Source organism: Adhaeribacter aerolatus (assembly GCF_007991635.1).
Lineage (GTDB): Bacteria > Bacteroidota > Bacteroidia > Cytophagales > Hymenobacteraceae > Adhaeribacter > Adhaeribacter aerolatus.
In genome coordinates, this window is the sequence record NZ_BJYS01000017.1 from 124,943 (window position 1) to 150,938 (window position 25,996).

At 45.4% G+C, this 25,996-nt stretch carries 18 protein-coding genes; 8 read left to right on the forward strand and 10 right to left on the reverse strand.

Annotation, left to right across the window (positions count from 1 at the left end):
- The first annotated feature begins 2 nt into the window (after window positions 1–2).
- The 3 genes from AAE02nite_RS12465 (at window position 3) to AAE02nite_RS12475 (ending at window position 2,445) form a co-directional block, all read left to right on the forward strand.
- The gene (locus AAE02nite_RS12465) at window positions 3–644 is read left to right on the forward strand and encodes a transposase (protein ID WP_246151012.1); all 642 of its coding nucleotides are present in this window, start codon (window positions 3–5) and stop codon (window positions 642–644) included.
- A gap of 213 nt (window positions 645–857) precedes the next feature.
- A complete protein-coding gene (locus AAE02nite_RS12470; protein WP_146898064.1) occupies window positions 858–1,922 on the forward strand; it encodes an AI-2E family transporter in 1,065 nt (354 codons plus the stop codon).
- 283 nt (window positions 1,923–2,205) lie between these two features.
- Entirely contained in the window at window positions 2,206–2,445 is a 240-nt protein-coding gene (locus AAE02nite_RS12475; RefSeq protein WP_146898065.1) for a copper chaperone, read from the forward strand.
- Window positions 2,446–2,659: 214 nt separating this feature from the next.
- Here AAE02nite_RS12475 and treY read toward each other — a convergent pair whose 3' ends face one another.
- From treY to AAE02nite_RS26550, 7 genes are all read right to left on the reverse strand, one after another.
- Window positions 2,660–6,886: a malto-oligosyltrehalose synthase gene (treY, locus tag AAE02nite_RS12480; protein WP_146898066.1), complete on the reverse strand. Its 4,227-nt coding sequence runs from the start codon at window positions 6,884–6,886 to the stop codon at window positions 2,660–2,662.
- A 237-nt stretch (window positions 6,887–7,123) separates the two neighbouring features.
- Window positions 7,124–8,962, reverse strand: a complete 1,839-nt coding sequence (treZ, locus tag AAE02nite_RS12485) for a malto-oligosyltrehalose trehalohydrolase (RefSeq protein ID WP_146898067.1) — start codon at window positions 8,960–8,962, stop codon at window positions 7,124–7,126.
- Window positions 8,959–11,103, reverse strand: coding sequence for a glycogen debranching protein GlgX (gene glgX / locus AAE02nite_RS12490; RefSeq protein ID WP_146898068.1), 2,145 nt, complete (start codon window positions 11,101–11,103; stop codon window positions 8,959–8,961). The genes treZ and glgX overlap by 4 nt, the downstream gene beginning before the upstream one ends.
- Before the next feature lie 330 nt (window positions 11,104–11,433).
- Window positions 11,434–12,519: an AI-2E family transporter gene (locus AAE02nite_RS12495; RefSeq protein ID WP_146898069.1), complete on the reverse strand. Its 1,086-nt coding sequence runs from the start codon at window positions 12,517–12,519 to the stop codon at window positions 11,434–11,436.
- 450 nt (window positions 12,520–12,969) lie between these two features.
- A complete protein-coding gene (locus AAE02nite_RS12500; RefSeq protein WP_146898070.1) occupies window positions 12,970–13,860 on the reverse strand; it encodes a cyanophycinase in 891 nt (296 codons plus the stop codon).
- 452 nt (window positions 13,861–14,312) lie between these two features.
- The gene (locus AAE02nite_RS12505) at window positions 14,313–16,244 is read right to left on the reverse strand and encodes a M13 family metallopeptidase (protein ID WP_246151014.1); all 1,932 of its coding nucleotides are present in this window, start codon (window positions 16,242–16,244) and stop codon (window positions 14,313–14,315) included.
- Window positions 16,245–16,671: 427 nt separating this feature from the next.
- Window positions 16,672–16,938 carry a hypothetical protein gene (locus AAE02nite_RS26550; RefSeq protein WP_218033490.1) on the reverse strand — a complete coding sequence of 89 codons (267 nt, stop codon included), beginning with the start codon at window positions 16,936–16,938 and terminating at the stop codon, window positions 16,672–16,674.
- Between the two features lie 563 nt (window positions 16,939–17,501).
- On the opposite strand from AAE02nite_RS26550, the gene AAE02nite_RS26295 reads away from it, so the two are divergent.
- Window positions 17,502–17,678, forward strand: coding sequence for a hypothetical protein (locus AAE02nite_RS26295; RefSeq protein WP_170252593.1), 177 nt, complete (start codon window positions 17,502–17,504; stop codon window positions 17,676–17,678).
- A gap of 92 nt (window positions 17,679–17,770) precedes the next feature.
- Here the strand turns inward: AAE02nite_RS26295 and AAE02nite_RS12515 are convergent, their stop codons facing one another.
- Complete coding sequence (locus AAE02nite_RS12515) at window positions 17,771–18,370, reverse strand: c-type cytochrome (RefSeq protein ID WP_146898072.1); 600 nt, start codon at window positions 18,368–18,370, stop codon at window positions 17,771–17,773.
- A gap of 513 nt (window positions 18,371–18,883) precedes the next feature.
- Here AAE02nite_RS12515 and AAE02nite_RS12520 point away from each other — a divergent pair.
- Together AAE02nite_RS12520 and ppnP are read left to right on the forward strand one after the other, a co-directional pair.
- Complete coding sequence (locus AAE02nite_RS12520) at window positions 18,884–20,125, forward strand: DEAD/DEAH box helicase (RefSeq protein ID WP_146898073.1); 1,242 nt, start codon at window positions 18,884–18,886, stop codon at window positions 20,123–20,125.
- Between the two features lie 90 nt (window positions 20,126–20,215).
- Entirely contained in the window at window positions 20,216–20,497 is a 282-nt protein-coding gene (gene ppnP, locus AAE02nite_RS12525; protein WP_146898074.1) for a pyrimidine/purine nucleoside phosphorylase, read from the forward strand.
- A 175-nt stretch (window positions 20,498–20,672) separates the two neighbouring features.
- Here the strand turns inward: ppnP and AAE02nite_RS12530 are convergent, their stop codons facing one another.
- Complete coding sequence (locus tag AAE02nite_RS12530) at window positions 20,673–22,979, reverse strand: M20/M25/M40 family metallo-hydrolase (protein ID WP_146898075.1); 2,307 nt, start codon at window positions 22,977–22,979, stop codon at window positions 20,673–20,675.
- 132 nt (window positions 22,980–23,111) lie between these two features.
- Here AAE02nite_RS12530 and AAE02nite_RS12535 point away from each other — a divergent pair, with 132 nt between their 5' ends.
- The gene (locus AAE02nite_RS12535) at window positions 23,112–23,846 is read left to right on the forward strand and encodes an SDR family oxidoreductase (protein ID WP_146898076.1); all 735 of its coding nucleotides are present in this window, start codon (window positions 23,112–23,114) and stop codon (window positions 23,844–23,846) included.
- 94 nt (window positions 23,847–23,940) lie between these two features.
- Here the strand turns inward: AAE02nite_RS12535 and AAE02nite_RS12540 are convergent, their stop codons facing one another.
- Complete coding sequence (locus AAE02nite_RS12540) at window positions 23,941–24,549, reverse strand: porin family protein (protein WP_146898077.1); 609 nt, start codon at window positions 24,547–24,549, stop codon at window positions 23,941–23,943.
- Window positions 24,550–24,865: 316 nt separating this feature from the next.
- On the opposite strand from AAE02nite_RS12540, the gene asnA reads away from it, so the two are divergent.
- Window positions 24,866–25,906, forward strand: a complete 1,041-nt coding sequence (asnA, locus tag AAE02nite_RS12545; RefSeq protein ID WP_146898078.1) for an aspartate--ammonia ligase — start codon at window positions 24,866–24,868, stop codon at window positions 25,904–25,906.
- Window positions 25,907–25,996: the final 90 nt, after the last annotated feature.

Below are 25,996 nucleotides of genomic sequence, written 5' to 3' on the forward strand. Positions count from 1 at the left end.
TAATGGGCGAATGCGATTCGCCCCAACCGGGGTCCGGTGATGGCCGTAAAAAGCAGATGGCCTATAATCCGCAAATCCACCACCGCCGGTCCATCCGGTTAAGCGGCTACGATTACAGTCAGGCCGGCGCCTATTTTATTACCCTCTGCACCCATAACCGGGAACATCTGTTTGGAGAAGTGGTGGGTGGTACCATGCATTTGAATGAATACGGCAAGATTGCCGCCAACGAATGGGCGAGAACCCCGGAGATACGTCCGCAGGTGGCGTTGGATGTTTATGTAATTATGCCCAATCACATGCACGGCATCCTCATCATCCATAGTAGGGACGAATCGCATTCGTCCCAAACGCATTTACCCAATTCGCATTCGTCTCAAACGCATTCGCCCCAATCGCATTCGGCAAATAAGGGCGAAAGCGATTCGCCCCCACGATCGCCATCGGATACCATTGGGGCGATGGTGCGGGGTTATAAATCGGCCGTAACGAAAAACATAAATCTAATATGTCCCGGAACGGTAGTCTGGCAGCGCAATTATTACGAACATATTATCCGGAATGAACAAGCGTACCAGACCATCTCGGAATACATTGTGAATAATCCTTCAAAATGGAATTCGGATAAATTTTATAGTCTATAAAGCGGATTGGCAGCTTTACCCAGGCGTATAAATAATAGCGGTTTAAATTAAAAAATAAATTAAATATTTCCCGAATGGTTGGGAAACCTGGGTAAATTAAGATTTTTTTATCAGCAGAAACCGGAAATACCGATTCACAACCAGCGACCTTGCGCTAAATAACCAATTGGGCCGAAGCGAGTATAAAAAACAAATTGCTAAAGCCCCGCCAGCATGAACGATACCAGGCATATTTCGTACCGGGCAGCGGTGGCGTCGTTTGTGGCGCTGCTCTTCATATCTTTATTCTGGCTGGTCAGTCATACCGCTAATTTCTTTTTGCTGGTATTCGGGGGCATTCTCTTTGGCGTTTTGCTGAGCGCCTTATCTGGCTTCTTAAGCAAAAAAACAGGACTCCGGTATAGTTTCTCGCTGCTGGTGGTTATGCTGCTGCTCCTGTTAATAATTGGCGGCACCATCTGGCTGCTGGCGCCCACGGTAAGTCAGCAAGCCGATGAACTCTCCCAACGAATACCGCGGGCCCTGGAACGGTTAAAAACCAGCCTGTCACAAACCAGTTGGGGCCAGAAACTGTTAGCAGGGCTGCCCAGCAAACCAGGTAAATTATTTTCCGGGCAGTCTGATATATTATCGCAGCTAACGGGCATTGTCTCCTCCAGCCTGGGCATCCTGGCCAATTTCATCATTGTCATAATTACGGGTATTTACCTGGCCGCCGACCCGGGCGGCTACCGGAAAGGGTTCGTTAAATTATTTACGCCCCGTTACCGGAACCGGCTAAACGAGGTACTAATCCAATGTTATCATACGCTGAGCAACTGGCTGCTGAGTCGCTTTATTTCGATGGTGGTAGTGGGGGTTGCCACAGGTATTGGTCTGATGGCCTTGGGTATTCCGCTACCCATTGTACTGGCCATTATCGCCGCCTTACTTAATTTTATTCCGAACATCGGGCCCTACATTGCTTTAATCCCAGCTTTGCTCCTGGCCTATTTGCAGGGCCCCGACAAAGCCTTGTATGTATTCTTGTTGTATACAGCTATTCAATCAGTAGAAGGTTATATTCTGACGCCCATGCTCGACAAAAAATTTGTTTCTACCCTGCCGGCCTTGCTTTTGTTTGGGCAGGTTTTATTAGGGCTGCTGGTTGGTATTAGCGGCGTATTATTGGCCTCTCCTATTATTGCCGTACTGATTGTTATCGTAAATGAACTCTACGTAAAAGATTATCTCGAAAAAACGCCGCCGCCAGCAAACCCGGCGGATAGGCCTGGCTAGCGGGTGTTTTAATTAATACAGGACTTTCGCAAATTGGTCATTTATTTCTTTAAACCTCCCCCTACTCCCTCCAAAGGGGGACTTTTCTAATAATTTTGCGAAAGTCCTGTAATAGTCAAATTTTCTCTAAATAAGGCATTAGGCACCCGCAAGTCTGGCTATAAAGAGGACTTAAAATTCTCCCATGTGAACCAACCCGCTTACCAGTTCGTAAACTTATTATGCCCGTAACCAGCCTAATCTTACAGCCGGTTAAATCGGGGGCAAAACCAAAAGCTATTCTATGAAAATATTAAAATTTAAGACCAACGTACAAAACGAAGCGGAAATAGCCCAGGTCGCTTCTTTTTTAGACCAGGAAAAAAGTATTCAAAACTGGAAAATAGATACCGGAAGCGAAGAAAATATACTGAGCGTATCGGGCGAAAATCCGAACCCGCAAACCATAGAAAATGCCGTTCAGCAAGCCGGGTTTACAATTGAAGTTTTACGCATATTGGGCACCGGTGGCGAAAGCTTATAGCTGCCCCTGTAACAGAAAGTTGGGTTGTATTTAGGCCAAAATCAGAATTGGTCGGCTTTGGTGGTTCTATCACCATCATAATTGAAGTTTCTGCCAGGCTACTCGCTAGTGAAAACACCCTATAGCAGCAACAGGTGCTTACAACCTTTAAAATGCTAAATAAAAAAGCCACGGAACAACTTCCGTGGCTTTTTTATTTAAAAACGGGTTAAGTCTATCCCCGGTTATACATATGCGTCCATTCTTTCAGGGTATTTTCGGCTTGCTGGTTTAGCTGACCGGGTATGAGGCGCCAGCCCCAGTTTCCTTCGGAAGAACCAGGCGTATTCATGCGGCCCTGCTCATCTATTCCCAGCACATCCTGCAACGGCAAAATAGCTACTTTGGCTACCGATGCATAAGCCAGTCGGGCAAAAATCCAGTTAATGTCGTGCTCGCCTAATTCACGGCCCACATAATGCTGAATCTGGTGGTGGTATTTATGACCTTCCTGCCGGTACCAGCCCAACGTCGTATTGTTGTCGTGGGTGCCGGTGTAAGCAATAAAGTTGCGGGCATAGTTATGCGGAATGTAATCGTTCTGCGGCATACCTTCGCCAAAGGCAAACTGCAATATTTTCATGCCCGGTAAGTTATAGTCGTCGCGGAGCTTTAGCACCTGGTCATTAATTTCGCCCAAGTCTTCGGCCACAAATGGCAAGCTACCCAGCTCTTTTTCTACAAAACTGAAGAAATCGCTACCCGGACCAAGTCTCCATTGCCCATTTTTGGCGGTTTTATCCCCGGCCGGTACTTCCCAGTAATCAGCAAAGGCGCGGAAGTGGTCGAGACGCACCAAATCATACAGCTCCATGTTTTTCCGGAGGCGGCCAATCCACCAGTCGTAGCCGCGTTCTTTCAGGACATCCCACTTAAATACCGGCATGCCCCACAACTGACCATCATCGGAAAACGCATCGGGTGGTACGCCGGCTACCCCGGTCATGTTTCCTTCTGCGTCCAGGGCAAAAATTTCCTGGTCGCCCCACACATCCACCGAGTCGTAAGAGATATAGAACGGCATATCGCCGAATAACTGAATGTTGCGGTTGTTGCAGTAGGTACGCAGGCGTTTCCATTGCTTCGTGAAAATAAACTGCACCCATTTAATTTTCTGGATAGTATCGGCGTATTCTGCTGCCAGCTTTTCCAAGGCTTCCGGGTCGCGTTTTTTAAATACTTCTGGCCACTGGAACCAGGCCGCACCATCGTGCTGGCCCTTCAGCACCATGTACAGGGCAAAATCGTGCAACCAGGCGCCTTCGGTTAAGCAAAAATCCACGAATTGTTGCTGCATGGTCGGGAAGTCGCCGGTATTGAAAGTGGCAAAAGCTTTATCCAGGAGCTCGTCTTTTACCCGCTTAGCCGCTTCGTAATCGACGGAACCGGTTTGGGGCAAATGGTATTGCGACAATATTTTTTCGTCTAATAAACCTTCGCGGGCCAGCAGCACCGGACTAATGAGCAGCGGATTACCGGCCCGGCTGGAGATAGAACTGTACGGCGAGTAGCCCTGCCCTTTTTCAATTGGGTTCAGGGGCAACAACTGCCAGAATTTTTGGTTAGACCGATGCAGAAAATCGGTAAACTTGCGGGTTTCCGGACCCATATCGCCAATACCAAAAGCCGATGGCAGGGAAGTAATGTGCATTAAAATACCGGCACCCCGTTCGTTAACGGCCTGTAACTTTAGTAAGGCCAATGGTACAGTGTTAAATAAATCGCGGGCGTAAAGCTCATGGGCGTATTGGCCGGAGGTGCGCAGCAGCATGTTAGTCCAGTCAGCGGGCGCTTCTTCCGGCAGTACAACCTTGGTATCTTTCCAATCAATATTTAATACGTCCACCCCCTGTTCCGCACAAATCTGCGCTACGTGTAATGGCACCACTGTTACGTACCAGGTGCGCAAATATTTCCGGGCAAAGGCCAGAATATAATCTTTGTATTCGCCTTCTACCATCAGGGGCAAATATTCGCCTTTGTGGAATAAATCGGCATTGTTGCGGCGCTCGGTTAACAAATTACGGGTGAGCCACAATTTAATACGGGCATCGTAGCGGTTTTGCCAAAGTTCTTCCCACAGCCGGTCGTAGCGGTTCAGGTCGTACTGGTCGAGTTCTTCTAAATAATTGTTTCTCTTTTCGTAATCCACCGGCCGACGGTTGTCGGGGTCTACCAGGCTTAAATCCCACAACTCGGTGCCTTGGTAAGTATCCGGCACCCCAGGACAAGTAAACTTCAAGAGCACCTGCGACAAGGAGTTTACAATACCAAAATCAGCTACTTTCCGGTAAAACGGTTCAAAGCTTTCCCAAAACAGGCCTTCCTTGTCCTGCAATTTGGTGGCAAAATCTTTAGCCGCCTTTTCGTAGCCTTCGTTTGGCGTGGTCCAGTTAGAGTTTACTTTGGCCTCGCGCAAAGCCTTTTGTAAATATTCCTCTATCCGGGGGCCGCAATTATCTTCGTCCTGACCCGGCATGGGATAAGCGCCTAATAAAGTTTGGTAAATAAAATATTCGTCGTTTACGTCAGGCTGGTTTTCAGTCTTTAGGTCGGCAGTTAAAGTTTGCCATTCCTGTACTTTCGCCAGCCACTCCTCGGGCAGATCGGTTAGCACGTTCAGCCGGGTGCGTACGTCTTCTCCGCGTTTGGTATCGTGGGTAGAAGTGGTATTAATCGCCAGCGGCCAGTTCTTTTGGCGTTGCGCCATCGCCTTGTGAAATTCCGCTAAATCAGAAAAGCCAAAAGCTTCCGGCGAATCGCCTACTTCGCTGTGGGCAATAAACCGGTTGTAGGTGTACATCATGGTATCCTCCACCCCTTTGGCCATAAGCGGTCCGCTAAACTGCATTAAGCGCTGGTAAAAACGTAAGGCCCTTTCTTGGTAATCTGCGTTTTCGGTAGCCGGTTTTACCAGAATAGCGTTGGCTAGTAAATCAGCGGCTGCAGCCAATTCGGGGGTACCCTTCCGGATGCGATCGAAAATTAATTGCACGGCTTCAGTTTCGGTTTTATCAAGTGGTAACTGGTTGCCGTAGTAGCGGTATACCGGGCATTGAACTAAAAATTCACCAATGGCTTGCTTCAGCAAATCCGGTTCTACTGAGGTTAGTTCTGCCTGGTCGAGCAGGTTTAATTCTACAAAAAGCGTATACAAGTTGTTAAGCTCACCGCCCATGTGCTCTTTTAAAATATAGGCTTTCTTTTCATGAATCTGCTCCTGCACTTCCGCGTCTTTGCCCACCAATTGGTGATAAAATTGCGTAAAAGCTTCTTCGGCTTTTTTGTTCGTGAAAACATTGTTTAAGGTAGCCAGAAACTCGTAACCGGTAGCGCCTTGTATGGGCCAGCTATGCGGCATATCTTCACCGGGTTCTAATATTTTTTCAACTACAATGTAGGTTTCTTCACCCATTAAGCTGCGCAGTTGCTCTAAATAGCCGCTTGGATTGTACAAGCCATCGATGTGGTCGATGCGTATACCCTGAAAAATTCCTTCTTCCTGCAGGGCTTTAATATATTGGTGGTAGGTATCAAAAACTTCCGGTTCCTGAATATTTAAGCAAATAAGGCCATTAACCGTAAAGAACCGGCGGAAATTTATCTGGTAATCAGTTTCTTGCCAAGAGCACAAGCGGTAAACCTGTTCATCGGCTATTTGCTGCAAGCGCTCCGGACTGCTGTTTATCTCGGCTAAGGATTTTTCTACTGATGCCCGCACCACATCGTTTTTCATAAGGCCCGCTAATGATTGCTGAAAATCAGAGAACCCGGCGCTGTAGGCCGTTGCGTCTTCGATGCCGTGCAAACTATCGAGCGTTTGCAGCGCCTGTTGAATGGCCTGCGAGGGTTCGCCGGCACTTAAAATATTCTCGTAGGAATGGAAGCCTACCGGGTAAGCGCTGTCGTAATATTTTAGAACCAGGCGTTGTTGCTTTTCGTCGTAAGCTATTTGTAGCTCCTTGCTTTTAATTACAGCTTCCAGGTCCGAGCCTAAAAACGGTACCATAATGCGGCCATGCAACGATTGATTGTTCCAGGCAATGTCAAAAAACCTGGCGTAAGCCGATTGTGGTCCTTTTTCCAGCACATCCATCAGCCAGGAGTTATTTGGGTGATAGGCCATGTGGTTGGGCACAATATCCTGCAGCCAGTTAATGCCATTTTCTTTGAGCAGCCGCGAATATTCCCGCAGTTGATCTTCGGTACCAATTTCCGGATTAATCCGGTGCGGGTTTACGCCGTCGTAACCGTGGGTACTGCCGGGCGTGGCTTCAAAAATGGGCGAAGCATAAACCGTACTTACACCTAATTTTTGCAAATAAGGGATTACTTGCTCAAAATCTTCGAAAGTAAATTCTTTATGAAACTGAAATCTATAAGTAGTATTAGGATTATTCATTATCTATGGGTTGTACGTCAATAGGCCTTTTACGTGTATTCAGCAACAGGTTTTAAAAGGTTAAAAATATTAGGGTATTATTTCTTATGAGGTACTTTTGGCAGGCAATAACAGTAAGAACGGTAGAGAATTAATGCGCAAAAAAAAGAAGTCTTCGGCTGTTAAAGCACAAAGACTTCTTTCCATTGGGAGTTATATTGTAAGGCAGTACCGGGTGCGGTGCTACCTTAAATCTATTTATTCATTTACATACATTAAAAACGATTCGGGGCACAAGGAAACGGTAGCCCCGGCCTTGATGGTTTCGGGAGCTGCCGTAGATCCCTTCCATTCCGGATCAGCCGAATCCAGCACTTTTTGCCAGGTTTTAGCCTGGTTAGGAACCACTACCGTTTGGGTACCCTTGGAAAAGTTCATAAAACAAATTACCCGCTCATTCTCGTGCCAGCGGTACAGAATGAGGGTATTGTGTTCTTCCAGGATTTCTACTTCCAGGTTTTGCCGGTCCAGGTGGCGCAGGGCCGGTAAAGCTTTCCGTAGTTTCAGCAAGTTTTGGTACCACCGGAACATGGTCTGGTGCGGCTCCTGTTTAATTAAATCCCACTGCAGTTTCGATTGGTTAAAGGTATCTTCTGCAACCGGGTCGGGCGCCTCGCCTTCGGCGTGAAAAGCAGCAAATTCTGCTTTCCGGCCTTTGCGCACGGCCTCGGCTAATTCGGGATCGGTGTGGCTAACGAAGTACAGGAACGGGTGCGGTTCGCTGTATTCTTCCCCCATCCAGAGCATTGGCAAATAAGGACTGACGATTACGGCTGCCGCCAACAGCTTTTGCATTTCATAACTGGTAAGGGTGCTGGTGCGCTCCCCTAACATGCGGTTGCCTACTTGGTCATGGTTTTGGGAGAAAACCACAAACTGCTTGCCCGGATTATTTTCGGCTTTAATGCCAAAAATTTTGTTCCGATGCGGCGAATATTGCCCATCGTACACGTACGCATCCTGGTAAGCTTTAGCCAAATGCCGGATACCCGTAAAATCAGAATAATAGCCGGTGTTTTCGCCGGTAGCCGTTACCCGCAACGCATGGTGAAATTCATCTATCCATTGGGCATCCATGCCATAACCTTGTTCGTCCAGCGGGTTAATAAACCGGGTATCGTTCAGGTCCAGCTCCACAATCATGTAATGCGTGCGGCCGGTTTCCTGCATGAGTTCGTTTACCAGTTGTTTCATTTCCCGCAGGATGTGCATCGGGCTAAAATCTTTGATGGCGTGCACGGCATCCATCCGGACGGCATCAATGTGAAAATCGCGGAACCACATCAATAGGTTTTCGGCGAAATATTGCCGGACCCCATCGCACCAGGCATCATCAAAATTTAAGGCCGGCCCCCAGGGCGTATTATATTTATCTGTAAAATAATAACCGTACTCGCCCAGGTAATTACCCTCGGGCCCTAAATGGTTGTAAACTACATCCAGAATAACCGCTATGCCTTTCTGGTGACAAACATCCACCAGGTGCTGCAGGCCGGCGGCACCGCCGTACGAGTCCTGTACGGCATACGGAAATACCCCATCGTAGCCCCAGTTGCGGCTGCCCGGAAACTGGGCAGCCGGCATAATTTCAATGGCATTAACGCCCAATTCGAGCAGGTAATCCAGCTTTTCTTCGAGGGCGGCAAAAGTACCTTCGGGCGTAAAGGTACCGGTGTGCAGTTCGTAAAGGATATAATCTTCCAGCGGAATATTTTTCCAGGAACCATCGGTCCAGGCAAAATCGGCTACCTGTAGCGCCCGGGATTTACCATGTACGCCTTCGGGCTGCGACAAAGAAGCCGGATCGGGTAATTGTTTTTCTTCGTCGAGCACAAACTGATACGTATCGCCGGGTTCCAGTTGGTAGGTCCGGACACTCCAGTAACCAAAATCTTCGGCCTCCAGGGGCAGGGTAATATTATCCGGTAAGGCTACTGCTACTTTTTGGGCTTTGGGAGCCCACACCCGGATGATGGCTTCGCCGGCGGCTGTAAAGTTTACGCCCAGTGTGCGCTGGCTGACGTCTATCTGGTTCATGCTTGTTCTAATTCAAAAATAGGATTTCTTAAAACCACCACCGATCGGGATTCTACCTTTATCGTGTCGCCGGGTCCATACGTTTCTCCCGGTTCATCGGCCCGGTCCTCGTTGGTATCTAATATCTTCGTCCATTGGGTTCCGTATTTCTCCGCGGGTAAATTAAAATCCATGGGGTGGTGCGCGGCATTAAATATTACATAGAACGAATCATCAATAATAATCTCGCCTTTGGCCCCTAACACATGTACGCCGCGGCCATTCAGGAAAACCCCCAACGATTTAGCAAAATCCTGCGCCCAGTGTTCGTCATCCATTTCGGTGCCATCCGGTAAAAACCAGTTGATATCTTCTACGCCCGTACCCCGGATGGGCTGGCCCTGGAACCACCGCCGCCGACAGAATACCGGGTGATTTTTGCGGAGGTGAATCAACTTCTTCGTAAAGTTCAGCAAAGCGGTGTCGGCACTGGCCCAGTTGAGCCACGATATTTCGTTATCCTGGCAATACGCATTGTTGTTACCGCCCTGAGTGCGGCTTATTTCGTCGCCGGCTACCAGCATGGGTACCCCTTGTGATAAAAACAGCGTCGTCAGGAAATTGCGTTTCTGGCGATTCCGCAAAATATTAATATTTGGATCATCGGTGGGGCCTTCTACCCCGCAGTTCCAGGAGCGGTTGTGGCTTTCGCCGTCCTTGTTGTCTTCGCCGTTGGCTTCGTTGTGCTTTTCGTTGTACGATACCAAATCGTGGAGGGTAAAGCCATCGTGCGCCGTAATAAAGTTTATACTGGCGGTGGGGCGGCGGTAATCGTCCTGGTACAAATCGGGGCTACCGGTAAAGCGCAAGGCAAATTCGCCTATCATACTTTCGGCACCGCGCCAGTAATCCCGGATGCTGTCGCGGTACATACCGTTCCATTCGGCCCAACCCGGCGGGAATTTACCCACCTGGTAACCACCCTCGCCCACATCCCAAGGTTCGGCAATTAGTTTTACCTGCGAAATAATCGGGTCCTGGTGAATAATATCAAAGAAAGCACTTAACCTATCTACTTCGTGCAGCTCGCGGGCGAGCGTAGAGGCTAAATCGAACCGGAAACCGTCTACGTGCATTTCGGTAATCCAATACCGCAGGCTGTCCATCATGAGGCGCAGTACGCTGGGCAGGTTGGCATTTAAGGTGTTACCGGTACCGGTATAATCCATGTAGTACCGTTTGTTATCTTCTATTAGCCGGTAATAGGCGGCATTGTCTATGCCTTTAAAAGAAAGCGTAGGTCCCATGTGGTTGCCTTCGCCGGTATGGTTATACACAACATCCAGGATAACTTCGATGCCGGCGCTGTGCAGTTCCTTTACCATTTCTTTAAACTCAGTTACCTGTTCGCCCAGGGTACCACGGCTGGAGTAGCGGACATCCGGCGCAAAATAACCAATGGTGTTATACCCCCAGTAATTAGCCAGACCTTTATCCTGCAGAATGCTGTCGTTCACAAACTGGTGCACGGGCATGAGCTCAATGGCCGTAATGCCTAATTCTTTCAGGTAATTAATGGTTACCGGATGGCCTAAAGCGGCATAGGTTCCCCGTATTTCTTCCGGAATATCGGGGTGCAGTTTGGTGAAGCCTTTAACGTGGGTTTCGTAAATAATAGATTTATAGTAAGGAATTTTCGGCGGCTTATCGCCCTCCCAGTCGAAGTTAGGATCTACTACTACTGATTTGGGTATAAATGGAGCGCTGTCGTAATCGTTAAAGCTTAAATCCTCGTCGGGGTGCCCCATCTGGTAACCAAAAAGCGAATCGTGCCACAAGATGGTACCCGAGATGGCTTTAGCGTAGGGATCGATGAGTAATTTATTCGGGTTAAAACGATGGCCGTTTTCCGGATCAAAAGGACCATACACCCGGTAGCCGTACAGTTGCCCCGGCAATAAATCCGGCACGTATACGTGCCAGATATGGTGCGACCGCTCCCGCATCCGGATTTTAACAGATTCTACTTCATCAGCGCTGGAATTAAACAAGCATAAATCAACACCGGTTGCATTATCGGCATAAATGGCAAAATTAACACCTTCTACATCCCAGGTAGCACCCAATGGGTAAGGAGAGCCAGGGTAAACAATTGTATTCATAAATAAATTTAGTCAGTAGCGTATGCTGATGGGGCAAAGTTTAAAATTTTGAACCCATGTACGGACAAATAGAGAAATAGTCTATTCTGTTAAGCGTAATAATTGAGAAAAGCAGAAAACAGATTAATATTTAAACAGGATTTAATAGCTGTTAGGTAGAAATATTAACTTATCCGCACGCGCAACTATTAAAATTCTCCCACAAATATTTAGGAGAATAAAGAATTTACAGAATACGAATTTGAGGTTACTATGTTAAAAAGTTTAAACGCTTATTTATCCGAAGCGTTTAGTTAGGGCAATTTTAACCAGTGAGGCCACAGGCGAAATTTATTTTTTACCGAACAAGCCTTTTATTTTTTCAACCCAGGCGGGTTCTTCGGTATCGTTGTCCAGTAAAAAAGCGTACGGGTGCAGAGCAGGAATGTGGTCACAAATAATTTTGATGACGGCAAACATGGGTACAAACAAAATAACCCCTGCCAAACCCCAGGTTAACTCCCCTACCACAATGGCTACAATGGTAAATATGGGGCTAATATCCAGGCTTTCACCTTCTACAATGGGTTCTATTATGTTATTATCAATTACCTGCGCCAGAATTAAAATAATAACTACCGGTAAAAGCATACCGGGTGAGCCAGTTACCAGCGCCATCATTAACGGGAAAAAGCCACCGATAAAAGATCCGATGTAAGGAATGATAGTAGGAATTACGGCGATTAAACTTAACAACAGGCCGTTTTTTAAACCTACTACGGAAAAGCCGATGGCGTAAAATATAGCCAGAAAAGCCATAGATATTAACCGCCCGATTAAATACTGTGAGGCAACCCGGTTGATATCTTTTAATTCTTTTTTAACAATTGGTCTGTTTTCGTCAGATACCAGCTTCAAGAAGAACTCTTCGTATTTTTCGCGCTTCCACATTAAAAAGAAAAAGTAAAGCAGCACCAAAACAAAACCGGTACCTAATCCCATTATTCCGCTTAAGGTAGCACTTACCGATTTACCCGGCGACTCCAGAAACTTGCTGACCTGCGATTTCAGAATTGTAATTTGCCGTTCGGGTGCCACCCCAAACTGACTTTCAATCCAGCTTTGCAACCCATCTAAAAGCTGTTGAAACTTCTTCTGAATTTGAGGTAAGTCTTCGGCCAGGCTGGCAGCCTGAGCGGCAATAATGCCAAAAATTGCGGCTATAAAAAGTAAAAACAGCAGCATGCAAATGAAAGTAGCACCAATGCGGTTTATTCCCCAATTTTCCAGCTTACGGCTAACTGGCGCCAGGAGCATGGCTAATAATATGGCAAAAAACAAAGGAATAAAAAAAGTACGGGCATGATACAGGGCGTAAAAAGATAATATCGCAAATAACAAAACTGCATTTGCCCGGTAAATAGAGATACTTCTCATAGTTTTATCTTTATTGAATTAAGGATAAAAGTATTTAGCACGTAAGGGTTAAAATACTTAGGTTAATAGCCGAATAGCTGCGCATAATTTTACTCACTGCCTGCCAAATCCGGGTTTAACTATTAACCTAAATAGATGTTTATCTGAATATATACGTCAAAAAATATTAAGAATCTAAATGCCTGCAAAAGTTTTTAAAAGGCAGAACAATGTACAGAAAGGAAAGCTAGAAAAGAAGGTCCGGAGGCAACCCGGAAAAATATATAAATGGGGCAATATTCCTGCAATATTCTACCAATTGGGTTTTCTTTTAAAGGCACTTAAACCGACCAAGAAATATAATGCGGCTCTACCAGGCAGCAGCACTTCCAATTTACTTCTTAGATGAAATAAAAAAACCTCATTTCGTTTGGCAGGATGGTAAAAGCCTTTTAGACTTAGCAAAAGGTATTAAATATGCAGTTGGTCGAATAAGGGCAGCACGAACTTTTCGCCGCGGCCTAATAAATGTATTTTTAAATTCCGGATGGTAAATGGCTCGCCGTTACCAATTTTATAGATATTCGTATCGGTGCTTTCCATGCCGTCGAGCACTGTTACCAGCCCATTTCCTAAAATTTCCAGGTTGCGGCCTTCGGAAACCAAAATAGCAGTATCTTCCTCCAGTCCAATTCCAATGCAACTAGGATTTGTGGCTATGGCCTGCGACATCCGGATGATGCGGCCCCGGGAAATAAAATGGGTATCGATGGCTACATCTTTCAAAAATTCTAAACCAGTAGTAATCCGTACATCTCCTTTAATCATGCCCCCCTGGGTTTCGCCTTCGTAGATCATGGGCGTAGACATGGCGGCAGCTCCGGCACTGGTACCACCCACGATAATAGGATCGAAGGTGTAGCGCTCTTTCATTAAGTGTAAAATAGGAGTACCACCCAGAATGGCAGTTAGCCGCAGCTGATCGCCGCCCGTAAACATAATGCCGGCGGCCTGTTCTATTATTTTAGCATATTCCGGCTTCCTGGTATCTAAACGGTTCCGGATATCTACTACTTCTATATTTTTCAGTTTTAGCTTCTCAAAAACTTTACGGTAATCCTGCACCGCCGCAACGGGCTCCGTAGAGGCCGTTGGCACCAACGCTACCATTGGTTCCCGGCCCGGCAGTTCTTTTACAAACCGGCCCAGTATTTCCAGGTCGATAAAATGTTTCATATCCGCCTGCACCTCCGTTTTCTGTTCTCCTTTGTCTTCTTTACCGCCAATGGATAACAATTTACCTTTGGGTACAGGTAAGTTTTTTCGGGAAGATCGTTGGTTATTTTCTGCTGCTTCGGCCATAACAATAGTTTTAAACAGTGCTTTTTACGCCAGTTGCAGAAATTTGGCCGCCGGAATATTGACAATATTTTAGAAACCAGATAATACTAAATAGTAAATATACTTTTTCATAACAGCATAACAACCTGCTTTTCTTACTTGTCATTCTGTTAAGAATCTTCTGCATAAATTGGGTAAACAGGTAATAAACCAAGTCTGGTATTTGCCTGTTATGCTTTCTATGCAGAAGATTCCTCCGGAATGACGGGTGTGGAGGAAATGATTTATACTTTCAGCTATGGAAGGTCATTCATACTAACTGGTATAAAATAAAATTTAGAAAAATATTAAAGTTTACGGCCTCCCTGGAACGCAGCTGATTTTACTGCAGAAAGCTAATGGTTCAAGCACAAAAAAGCCGCTTAATTTTTGGCTAAGCGGCTTTTTGCGTAATACAGGAAAACTTTGGTATGTTACCAGATTTTAATCCGATCGGCTGGTTTCTTATACAATTTATCGCCGGGCTTCACATCAAAAGCCTGGTACCAGGCATCCATATTTACCGGCGCGCCAATGGTGCGGTATTCGCCCGGCGAATGCGGATCGGTAATAATTTGCTGCGCTGCACTTTCGGGTAAAATATTACCCCGCCATACCTGCGCCCACGCCAGAAAGAACCGCTGATCCGGGGTAAAACCTTCTATTTTTTCGTTCGATTTTCCTTGCTTAGTCATTTTAAAGGCTTCGTAAGCGGCATTTAAGCCACCTAAATCGCCAATGTTTTCGCCCAAGGTTAATTTACCGTTTACATGAATGGTATCCAGTACGGTGTAGGCATCAAACTGCTTTTGCAGCGCTGTTGCTTTTTCCTTAAAACGGGTTAAGTCCTCCGGCGTCCACCAGTTGCGCAACGTACCATCTTTGTCGTACTGGCTGCCTGAGTCGTCGAAACCGTGCGAAATTTCGTGGCCGATTACCGCGCCAATGCCACCGTAGTTGACCGCATCATCTGCATTCGGGTCGAAGAACGGAAACTGTAAAATACCGGCCGGGAAAACAATCTCGTTCATAACCGGATTGTAATACGCATTTACGGTAGGCGCGGTCATGCCCCATTTAGTCCGGTCTACTGGTTTGCCTAACTGGCTAACCATATCGTTATAAGCCCAAACTCCGGCATTCCGAACATTCTGAAAATAAGTATTTCGCTTAATTTCTAAGCCTTCGTAATTTTTCCATTTGTTCGGGTAAGCAATTTTGGGGGTAAAGGCGTGTAATTTGGCCAGGGCTTTTTCTTTTGTAACCGGGCTCATCCAGTCCAGGTTCTTAATCCGGATTTCGTAAGCTTTTACCAGGTTACTGATAAGCTCTTCCATGCGGGCTTTCGCCTCGGGTTTAAAATGCTTCTTTACATACAACTGGCCCAATAATTCGCCAATGGTGCCATCGGTTTGCGACGACATGCGTTGCCAGCGCGGGGTTTGTATTTTCTGGCCGGTTAAAGCCTGCGTGTAAGCAAAGTTCGCGTTTACAAAGGGGGTACTTAAGTGCGGAGCAGCCGATTTCAGCACATTCCATTGTAAATAAGTTTTCCAGTCGGCTACCGGGGTGCTGGTTAACAACGAATTCAAATCGGTGAAAAATTTAGACGAATTTACCAAAACCGTATCCTGACCGGTTACTTTCATTTTGGTCAGCAAGCCTTTCCAATCCAGGGTAGGTGTGGTTTTAGTAAAATCGGCTATCGCAAATTTGTTGTAGGTCTTGTACGGATCGCGCATTTCTACCCGGCTCATCTGGGCCTCTGCCATTTTCTTTTCGAGGTTAAAAATGGTTTCGGCATTTTTCTGGGCCGCCGCTTGCGACACACCGGTTAAAGTAAAAAGCTGGGTAATATAATTTTTGTAAGCCTGCTGTATTTTGGTGCTGCGGGCGTCGTTTTTTAAATAATAGTCGCGGTCGGGTAAAGTGGTTCCGCCCTGGCTTAACTGGGGCACCATATTGTTCGGATTTTTCCGGTCCTGACCAACATAAAACCCAAATAAAGGTGCGGCAATGCCCGATGTTCGCATGGTAGCGGCCTGGTCCAGCACCTCTTTTACGTTCTTAACAGATGCTGCCTTTTGCAAATCCGCTTTAATCGGCGAGTAACCCAGTTTATCAATGGTTACGCTGTCCATGCCGGCCGCATAAAAATCGCCTACTCTTTTTTCCAGAGAACCCGGAGCCGCATTCTTTAGCTGAGCGGTTTCGGTAAGAATGGTTTTAACGGCGTTTATATTAAAATCACGCAGCACATTAAAGCTACCCCAGCGGGTTTCTTTGGCGGGCACCGGGTTGTTTTTTAGCCAGGTACCACTGGCATAGCTGTAAAAATCATCACCCGGTTTTACCCCCAGGTCCATGTTAACTTTATCGATGAAAGTAGTTTTGGCACCTTGCTGGGCTGTAGCTTCTACTGAAACAACAGTAGCTGCGCCCAGCAATAATACCCTAATCTGAGTAGGAATATTACTTCCTTTTTTAAAATTGAAATTCATTGGATGGTTTAAAATAGAAAAAATAAAATACTTAAATAGTTAAAGACAAAATTAATACATGTTTGTCTAAACATGCCTTTTATTTTCCGGTGAGTGCGGGCAAGCAGCGGATACCAATTGGTATTTAACAATCCTAAAATCAAAATAATGCAGATGCGGACTTAAATATTTTTAGGTTGATTCATTTATTTAAATGGTTATAATTTATTTCTCTCAGAATTTATGCTGTGGTAAAAAAGCGGATAAATAATTTAAATTAGCAGAAGACCAGGAATATGAATTTTCCAATCATTTACTTCTTTTTACCTTTCTTTTTACCTCCATTGCTATACTTGCCATTTCCCGGTGTCGGGTAAACCATGGTGGCCCGTTTTTTCTGTTGTCCCGGGGCAAATGCCTTAGCCGATTGATGTCCGTAGATTTTTTTTGCCTGACCGGGTGGTAATTGTTTGCCGGCCGGTTGGTAAACGCGCACCACCTGCGTAGGACGGCAACCAGCAACTAACAGCAATAAAGATAAAGCAATTACAAGGGGGGCATAAAAGTTGGTTTTCATCATATTTAAGTTTGTTGTTCTGGATAGAAATATTAATTTAAACCTATACTCAAATATCAAACCAATTTATTTATTAAAGTCTGCTTCCGTTCTGCAATGCCTGAATATCAATATATTTATTTTTGCATTCTTTTAATAAGAACTGAATTAACCTGTAAAACTTAGTAGCTACCTTTCGCAGGTTTAAATGGTCATTCCAAGTTTCGGTGCATAGGCTTAATTTTTTATTGCCTATCAGGAAGAAGTGGCTTTATTTATTTTAAGCTTGAATTAATGCTGATGACAGTTTCTTCCTCGTTAATTTTAAAGCCAATGTCGGCTACTTGCTGATGAAAACATGCAACAAAGGCAAATTTTATTTAATAATTAATTAATAAATAAAATCTACCTGGCCCGTATTAAACTTATAAAGGAATCAATTTCCGCTGGAATTAACACGCTGTTTTGCTGTACCAAATACGTATTTTTATCGGATTAAAACTGATTTCAGCGGCTGAAGCAAGCTTTTTAATTTTTGTACCGTTTATAATAGAACGGTATTGAATTTAACTCAGATGGTTTAATTTATGGTAATAGATTATTTATGCAAAGTTGAAGCAATGGATATCGGCTCCCTGAAAAAACAGGAGCGCGAATCGCTGGTTACTATTCTGAGTTATTTGGGAAGAAGAGAGCGAAATCCGTGGTTAGTACAGCAAATCCGAAGAAACATAAACCGTTTGCGGGATGATAAACCCTATTAAGCAACAAAAAGGGCCACTCGTAAGTGGCCCTTTTTGTTGTTATCAGCTATTTTAAAAAACTGCCTAATGCAGTCAGCTTCCAAAGCAGCAGCTTATTTTTTCAGCGATAAAATATAGTTTACCATTTCGCGCGCATCCGTGGCAGAAAGATTTGGGTGCGGACTCATTGGAATTTGGCCCCAGGAACCGGCGCCGCCCTTAATGATTTTATTAACCAGAAAATCAATATTCTTGGGCGTGTTCTCATATTTATTAGCCACATCAATATAAGAAGGACCCACCAATTTTGCATCGTCTTTATGACAGGCCAGGCAGTCGGACTTGGAGATAAGGGTTTTGCCTTTTTCAAAGCTTTTTACCGGTGCAGCTGGCAATTTATCTTTCGGCTGAACAGCTACTACCACTTCGTCTTTGCTAGGCGGCGCTCCCTCTACTTTGGTACCGGAAGCCTGCGGTTCGGTTACCACCGGCCCTGCAGCGGTATCTTCCTCGCCGGCAGCAGGGGTGGTATTACTGGTAGCGGCACTGGTCTGCGCAGTAGTGTTGTTATCCGTTGTTCCGGCAGCAGATTGGTTTGTTTTGGGTTTATAATCCGGATCGTAATACTCTTCGCCGGGCTTTTTCTCGGAACTACCACAGCCAACCATAAAAAACAAATTACAGGCGGCTAACAGAATGGTTACTTTTTTCATAGTTAAGAAAATAATTTTAAAGTTTGTTTTTGGCTCTTTCCGCCGGTTTATAAACAAGCGGCAATATTAGTTATTCGGCGCCATATAAAGCAATATTTTTGAAAATAGATCCGGTCAAAGAACCAATATGATGCTATTTACCAACTGAATATTGCTGGGGCAATTTTTATACGAAAATTAAGGTCGGTTCGATACCTGCAATATTTCGCTCCCGTTAGAAATAAAAAAGCAGGTTTGTTTTAAGCTAGCTGTTTAAATGCAGCAGGCAAAAATTTATAAGCTACCTTTACGGCCTTATTTATTAGGAGGTATAAAATAATTTCCTTACCTAAAGCCCGGGCTTGCGTTAAACAGTAGGTAAATATGCCGGATTTAAAACATTCTTAAGCAGCCTGTTAGAAAATGCAGAAACCATCACAGCCGGAAAATACTTCGGTAATAAAGCTTTCGGTAATATTTGCCTGAACCATTATCGGAATGGCTTGACAGCTCAAAGTGCTCAAAATATTTTTTATGAAGTTTGAAGAATACAATATATCGCCCGAAATAATCAGAAGCCTGCACGAAGCAGGTTTTAAACGCCCTACTGATATCCAATATAAATCTATACCGCCCATTTTGAAAGGCGAAGATGTGTTGGCTATTGCGCAGACCGGCACCGGCAAAACGGCGGCCTTTGCCATTCCGGTGTTGGATATTTTACACGAAAGAAAAAAAATTGCCCGCCGTGCGGATGGTATTAAATGCCTGGTTATGGTGCCTACCCGCGAATTAGCCATCCAGATTACGGAAGTATTTGAGCAATTAGGAAAAAATACCCGCGTAAAAACTTTCAGCGTATTTGGCGGCGTAGAGCAGGCCCCGCAGATTGCCCGCTTAGAAACCGGTTTCGATATTCTGGTAGCAACGCCCGGCCGCATGTTTGATTTGGTAAGCCAGGGTTATTTAAAGCTGCACCGGGTAGAAATATTAATTCTGGATGAGGCCGACCACATGCTGGATCTGGGCTTTATCAAAGATATTCAGGACGTAATGAAACACCTCCCCCGCAACCGGCAGACGTTGTTTTTCTCGGCCACGATTAACGAAAAAATCAAAAAACTGGCTTATTCCCTGGTGAATAATGCCATCCGGATTCAGGTTTCGCCCAAAGACCCCGTGGCCAAAAACATCGACCATGCCGTTGCTTTTGTGGAGATGGATGATAAACGTTTTTTTCTGGAGCGCATGGTTAAAGAAAACCCCGAAAGTAAAATATTGGTTTTTGTGCGCACCAAAGTCCGCGCCGAACGGGTAATGAAAGCCATGGAACGGGCCGGCCTTAAAACCCAAACCATCCACGGCGATAAAGACCAGCAAGACCGATTGGCCGTAATGCAGAAATTTAAAACCGGCGAGGTAAAAGTATTGGTAGCTACGGATGTAAGTGCCCGCGGCATCGACATTGCTAACGTAGACTTTGTGGTGAATTACGATTTGCCCGAGCAAGCCGAAAATTACGTGCACCGAGTGGGCCGGACCGGCCGCGGCACCCAAAAAGGTCATGCCATTTCTTTTTGCAGCACCGAGGAAAAGCCTATTCTGTCCGAAATAGAAAGCTTTTTGGATAAGCCCATTAAAGTAATGGAAATTACCAAAACTGATTACCACGAAACCCTGGACTTTTCGCAAGACCAAAGCTATGATTTAAAAGCCTTGCTGCGCGAGGTGGATACTTTTGAAAATGCAAAGAAAAAGAAAGGCAAAAAGAAATAAAAGCTGGTGCCGGATATATTAAAATAGGCGTGCAGGTTATAAAAAATATTACCGGAACCGGCTTAATTTGCAGAAAACTATAAAACAAAAATGATAAACGTAAACGAGTATTTTGGCGGCCAGGTAAAATCTTTAGGTTACACCACCACCGAAGGCAAATCAACAGTGGGTGTAATTGCTCCTGGAACTTATGAATTTGGTACTTCGATGCACGAAATAATGGCAGTGCTGGAAGGAGAACTAAAGGTATTACTACCCGGTACGGAAAACTGGGAAACTTTTGCCGCCGGGAGTAAATTTGAGGTACCGGCTAATGCTTCTTTTAAAGTAGAAGTCGCCGCACCAACCGCTTACCTGTGTCAGTACCGCTAGAATTTATTTCGGGATAAATATTACACCCCAACTTTGGTCGGGAAAGCTAACAACCTTTTAGATGCCGGAAAAACAGCGGCATCTGAAAGGTTTTTTATTATACACGATTGAATGATATTTCCGGGAAAACTTACGGCATTAAATTTCTGCTTTCGAAACATCTACCGGAGGTTATTTAGTACAAGTAAGCTTTTTTTACAACGGTAATATTGCTGTTAATGCCTTGTTCCGGAATTACATGGGCCGGCCGTTTTATCTTAACCAGCGCCTGCGGTAAGCCAATCGAACGGTCGTAGAGCAGCAACCAGACGCCTTCTGTTTGGAGCATGGTGAGCTGTAATACAACGCCTTCTTCGGGCAAACCCAGTAGCAGCGTGGACAGCAAAACGCCTTCTTTTAAGTTTTTTTTGGGGTTCGGAATTTTTACGCCGTTTAGGCTTGCGTCCTGTAAGGCTTCTTCCGTTTGGTTAATTATATCTAGTTGCAGTTGCCCGGCCTGTCGGCCAGATCGGAGCCGTAGTTTTAGTCTCCGCTGGCCTTTATAAATTGTATCGGTCAAAACTTCGGCTATGGGGGCGGGTAAAGGCATAGCTTCTGCCCTATTTTTTAACAGCCTGGTAGCCGGGGCCGGATAAAACGGGTATAGCAAACCTACTTCGGATGTGGCAAAGAACTGCTTGTTCCATTCATCGGGCTTTGGATACCCCGAGGCCCAGTAAGCCTGGCCCTGATCCGAATCGAGGTAGTAACTTACATCCGAATGGAGCGGCTGCGTAGACGAAGGCTTTTCGAGGTAAATAGCAGCGGCCGTTAAAAGCCCGCCCCCCAACAACAGGCCAATGGCAAAAAGAGGTGCCGCTCGCCAGCGCAGGTTTGTATCTATCTGGTAGATTAAAGGAATGCCTAAACCCCAGAAAAAAAGTAACACCAGAATAGGCGCTACCGCCAACTGAAGAGCAAAAGCTACCGCCGTAAGTTTGGCCAGCGGTACCAATAAAAATATTGCCGGCAGAAATCCCAAACACACTACTACCATAAACCGCCAGCTAAAAATATTGGGACTAATGAATAGTAAAGCGGCAGTTGCCCCCAGACAGCAAAACAACAGCGGAAAGAGTAAAATAAATACGGCGGCAGGTACGGTTAAATAAATGCCTAAAACCAAGGTGTATAAAACTAAAAACACTCCCCCGGCCAATCCCCACAACGAAGTAAACCGAAATGCCAACCGGCCCAGCAACAGAAACAAGCCGAGTGCTACGGATACATAGGCCAGGAAAAATAAATCGGCCTGATAAACCCCATTAATAAAACGGTGGTAAGGCATCAATTTTACAACTCCCAGGTTCAATAACAATATTATCCCGGCTACGCTGGCAAAAATCAGCAGGTAAAAAACAAAGCCTTTCAGTAGTTGCCAAATGGTTAAGGCTTTTCTTTTTAGACCAATTATAAAAAATATAATCAAAGAAATTCCGCTAACCACCACCCACACAATTGTGTGGCTGGCCGGGTAATGCACCAACCAGCTCCCAACGGGATTAAAAAAAACCTTATCGGGCGTCTTGGTATTTTTTAACGAAATATTACCCAAGTGGCGAATCAGGGCCAGCGTATTACTGCCGTGGTGCTGCAAACTGTTTTGGTTGAGATTTTCCGGCGTATCGGTTAGCTTATGATAATGCACATAGCCATCAATAAATGCCGAATTAAAACCACTGTAGCCGGCCTGGCGGAACACCGAAAAATCCGTATCGTTGGGTAGGTGCCGGTATATTTCGTACATTAATGAATTGGCAAATGGGTAAGGCGCCTCCTGCGCAAACTGCTCAATCACCCAGCCATTTTCCGGACTAATCTCAAAAGTTAAACTGGGTCCGTTGTTGCCGCGTCCTTCCAGATTCATTACCAGACCAATATTTTTTACTAAGGGATGTTGTAAAAAGGCTCTGGCGCCAAACAAACCAAATTCTTCGCCATCGGTGAATAAGAAAATTACATCGTTTTGGAGCGGCGGCCCGGCCCGCAAGGCCCGGGCCGTTTCCAGCAGGGCAGCCACGCCGGCCCCATCGTCGCCGGCTCCCGGGGTATGGGGCTGCGAATCGTAATGGGCCATTACCAGTATTGCTTTGCCGTTATTGCTGCCTTTTAATACCCCAACTATATTTTGTACATAAGCCATGGCCGAGCGCCGCAACGCCTGGTTGCTTACCACCGTTGCCTGTACCTGAGTCTGGATACCGAGTTTCTGCAATTCTGCTATTATATACTTTTGCACTTGCTGGTGCGCAGTCGTACCCATTGCGTGGGGTTTCTGAGCAATAACCTTTACGTGTCGCATTGCTCTGCCGGCCGCAAATTCGGTTACGGGCGCATCGGGCGGCAATGCCTGGGGTGGCCGCAGCAGATAAATACTTAAAAAGCTTAAAGCCAACAGACTTAAAAGAGATAAAAGTGCAGACAGGTAGCGGCGGCTTGGCATTTAAGGTAATAAGCTGGTTTATAACAAACGCACAAATATTTAACCGGGTAACAGCTAAACTTAAAATAAATACTAGCTGGATGTATTACGGGCAAATACGTAAAAGGCTAATTTAATTAAAATATACCTGACATGAACTTAGCTCAAAATACTGTTTTAATTACCGGCGGCGCTTCCGGCATTGGCTGGGCTTTTGCCGAACGTTTTCTAAAAGCCGGCAGCGAAGTAATTATATGTGGCCGACGAGCCGATAAGCTCGAAGAAGTAAAAAAACAATATCCGCAGGTACACACCCGCGTCTGCGATGTTGGCCAGGAAAAAGACCGGATAGATTTGTACGGGTGGGTAACCGAGAATTTTCCGCAAGTAAATGTGCTGGTGAACAATGCGGGTATTCAGCGGCGGGTATCTTTTACCCAGAACGAAGAACCCTGGAGCAGCCACCAGTCCGAAATGGCCATTAACCTGGAAGCTCCTGTTCACCTGGCGCTCCTTTTTATTCCGCATTTAAAACAAAAATCCGAAGCCTATTTAATTAACGTAACCTCCGGACTGGCTTTTGTGCCCATGGCGAAAGCGGCCGTCTACAGTGCTACCAAAGCGGCTTTACATTCGTTTACTTTATCGTTGCGTTACCAGCTAAAGCAAACATCGGTGAAGGTAATTGAAGTTGTACCGCCGGCCGTAAACACCGATTTAGGCGGGCCCGGCTTGCATACGTTTGGCGCACCTTTAGCCGATTTTGCCGATGCTGTGATGGAGCGCCTGGGCAAAGGCGAAGAAGAAATAGGTTACGGTACTTCCGAATTTTCGCGGCAGGCCTCGCGGCAAGAACTACAGGAAATATTTAAAAGAATGAATCCTTAATCAACAGCTGTAACGGTAAGCTTCAGAAGCCATCAATAAAAAAGCCCCGGCCTATTGGTAGCAACCGGGGCTTTTTAGATTGGTATATAAAATATTATTTGCCTAGCAATTTAAAACCAAGACTTAAAATAAACTGCTGGTTATCAATATTGAAGCTGGTATTCTGGGTATTATTGGTGTAGTCGCGCTTTACATTTTCGTAACGGAGGTCGGCAGTAAAATTGCCAAAATCAAACCCTACGCCGGCCTGCCAGCCCCAGTCCGATTTATTCAGGTAGTCTTCTAATTTCTGGTCCTGGAATTTACCACTCACCAGCATTGAGGCCACCGGTCCGGCCTGCACGCGGGCTACATTAAAGAAATTAAAGCCTACCAATAAAGGGACATCCAGGCGGTTAAAAGTAAATTTTTCGGTTTGCACAGTGGTGCCATTGTCGGTATCGGTTACTTTAACTTTACCGCCCGTAGAAGTAAAATAGGCTTCGGGCTGCAGCATAAACCCGGCCGCTTTTATGCGCAGAAAAGCGCCCGCATGGTAACCCGTAATATCGTCGGCGGCTTTAAATTCCGATACCGAGCTTTTTAAATTTTTAATATCAACCTGCGATGAGCTTGCCCCGGCTTTTAAACCCAGAGCAACTTGCGCCTGCGCCACCACCCCGGTGGTAAATACAAACAGGGCTAGTAAAATAGTTTTTTTCATGGTGATAGCTTTCGTTATAATCAGGGAGAAAACGTTCCCGTTTGTAAAATTATTTAGCAAATACTAAACCAAAAACTTTTACTGCGCGGTTTCGCGCCCTTATCCACGCCAAAAACTCTCCTAAAATATTCTATATCAAAGGTTTTAATATTTAAAAATCCTGTCTGTTTTGTTGGGTAGTTCCATTTAACAGAACTTTTGGAGAATTCATCCGCCCGGGAAATCCTAATTTTTACGGCCCGACATAAAAGGGTAATACTTATTTTTTATATTGCCTTTTCTTTCTGAACAGATTTAGAATTTACTTCATTATTGCATGAGCCAAAACCTTTACATTCCGAAGCAGTATACACCGCTTCTTAATCTTGCCCGGACCGAGAAAGCTATTAAACTGACCAAAGATTTTTTTGAACGGCAATTATCGGCCGAGTTACGCCTGCGGCGGGTTACCGCTCCCTTATTTGTATTAAAAGGAACCGGCATTAACGACGACCTGAACGGAATTGAAAGACCAGTCAGTTTTCCGATAAAATACATGCAGGAAACCCACGCCGAAATTGTGCACTCGCTGGCTAAATGGAAACGCCTGATGCTGGCCAAACTCCAGATTAAACCGGGTTTTGGATTATATACCGATATGAACGCTATCCGGCCGGATGAAGATCTGGATAATATTCATTCGCTGTACGTGGACCAGTGGGATTGGGAAAGAGTAATGCACCCGGAGGAACGTAACCTGGATTTTCTGAAAAAAGTTGTAGAGCGCTTATACGGGGTAATGAAGCGGACGGAATATTTACTATCGGAAGAATACCCGGAACTGGACCCCCAGCTCCCCGAAAATATTACTTTTATTCATACCGAAGATTTATTTCAACAATATCCTGATTTAACTTCCAAAGAACGCGAAGACCGCGCAGCTAAAGAATTCGGGGCTGTTTTTATAATAGGCATTGGCGGTAAATTATCTAACGGTCAAAAGCACGATGGCCGGGCGCCTGATTACGACGATTGGACCACCGAATCGGAACCAGGTTACCAGGGCCTGAACGGCGATATTGTGGTGTGGAATCCTTTACTCAACCGGTCGTTTGAACTTTCTTCGATGGGAATCAGGGTAAACAAGGAAGCCTTGCTGCGGCAATTAAGCCTGGCTGGTTGCGAAGAGCGGGCCAACCTGCAATGGCACCAAATGCTCCTTAACGACCAATTGCCTCAAACCATTGGCGGGGGCATTGGCCAATCGCGGTTGTGTATGTATTTTTTAAGAAAAGCCCATATCGGCGAAGTGCAATCGAGCCTCTGGCCCGACGATTTAGTAGAAAAATGCCAGCAGCATAATATTATTTTACTCTAACAGTTTATGCTGGTTCAACGATAAAATTTCCGTAAGAGGAGAGAAATCATCAAGTATTACCTTTACCCAAAAGGGCAATTCTATAACAAA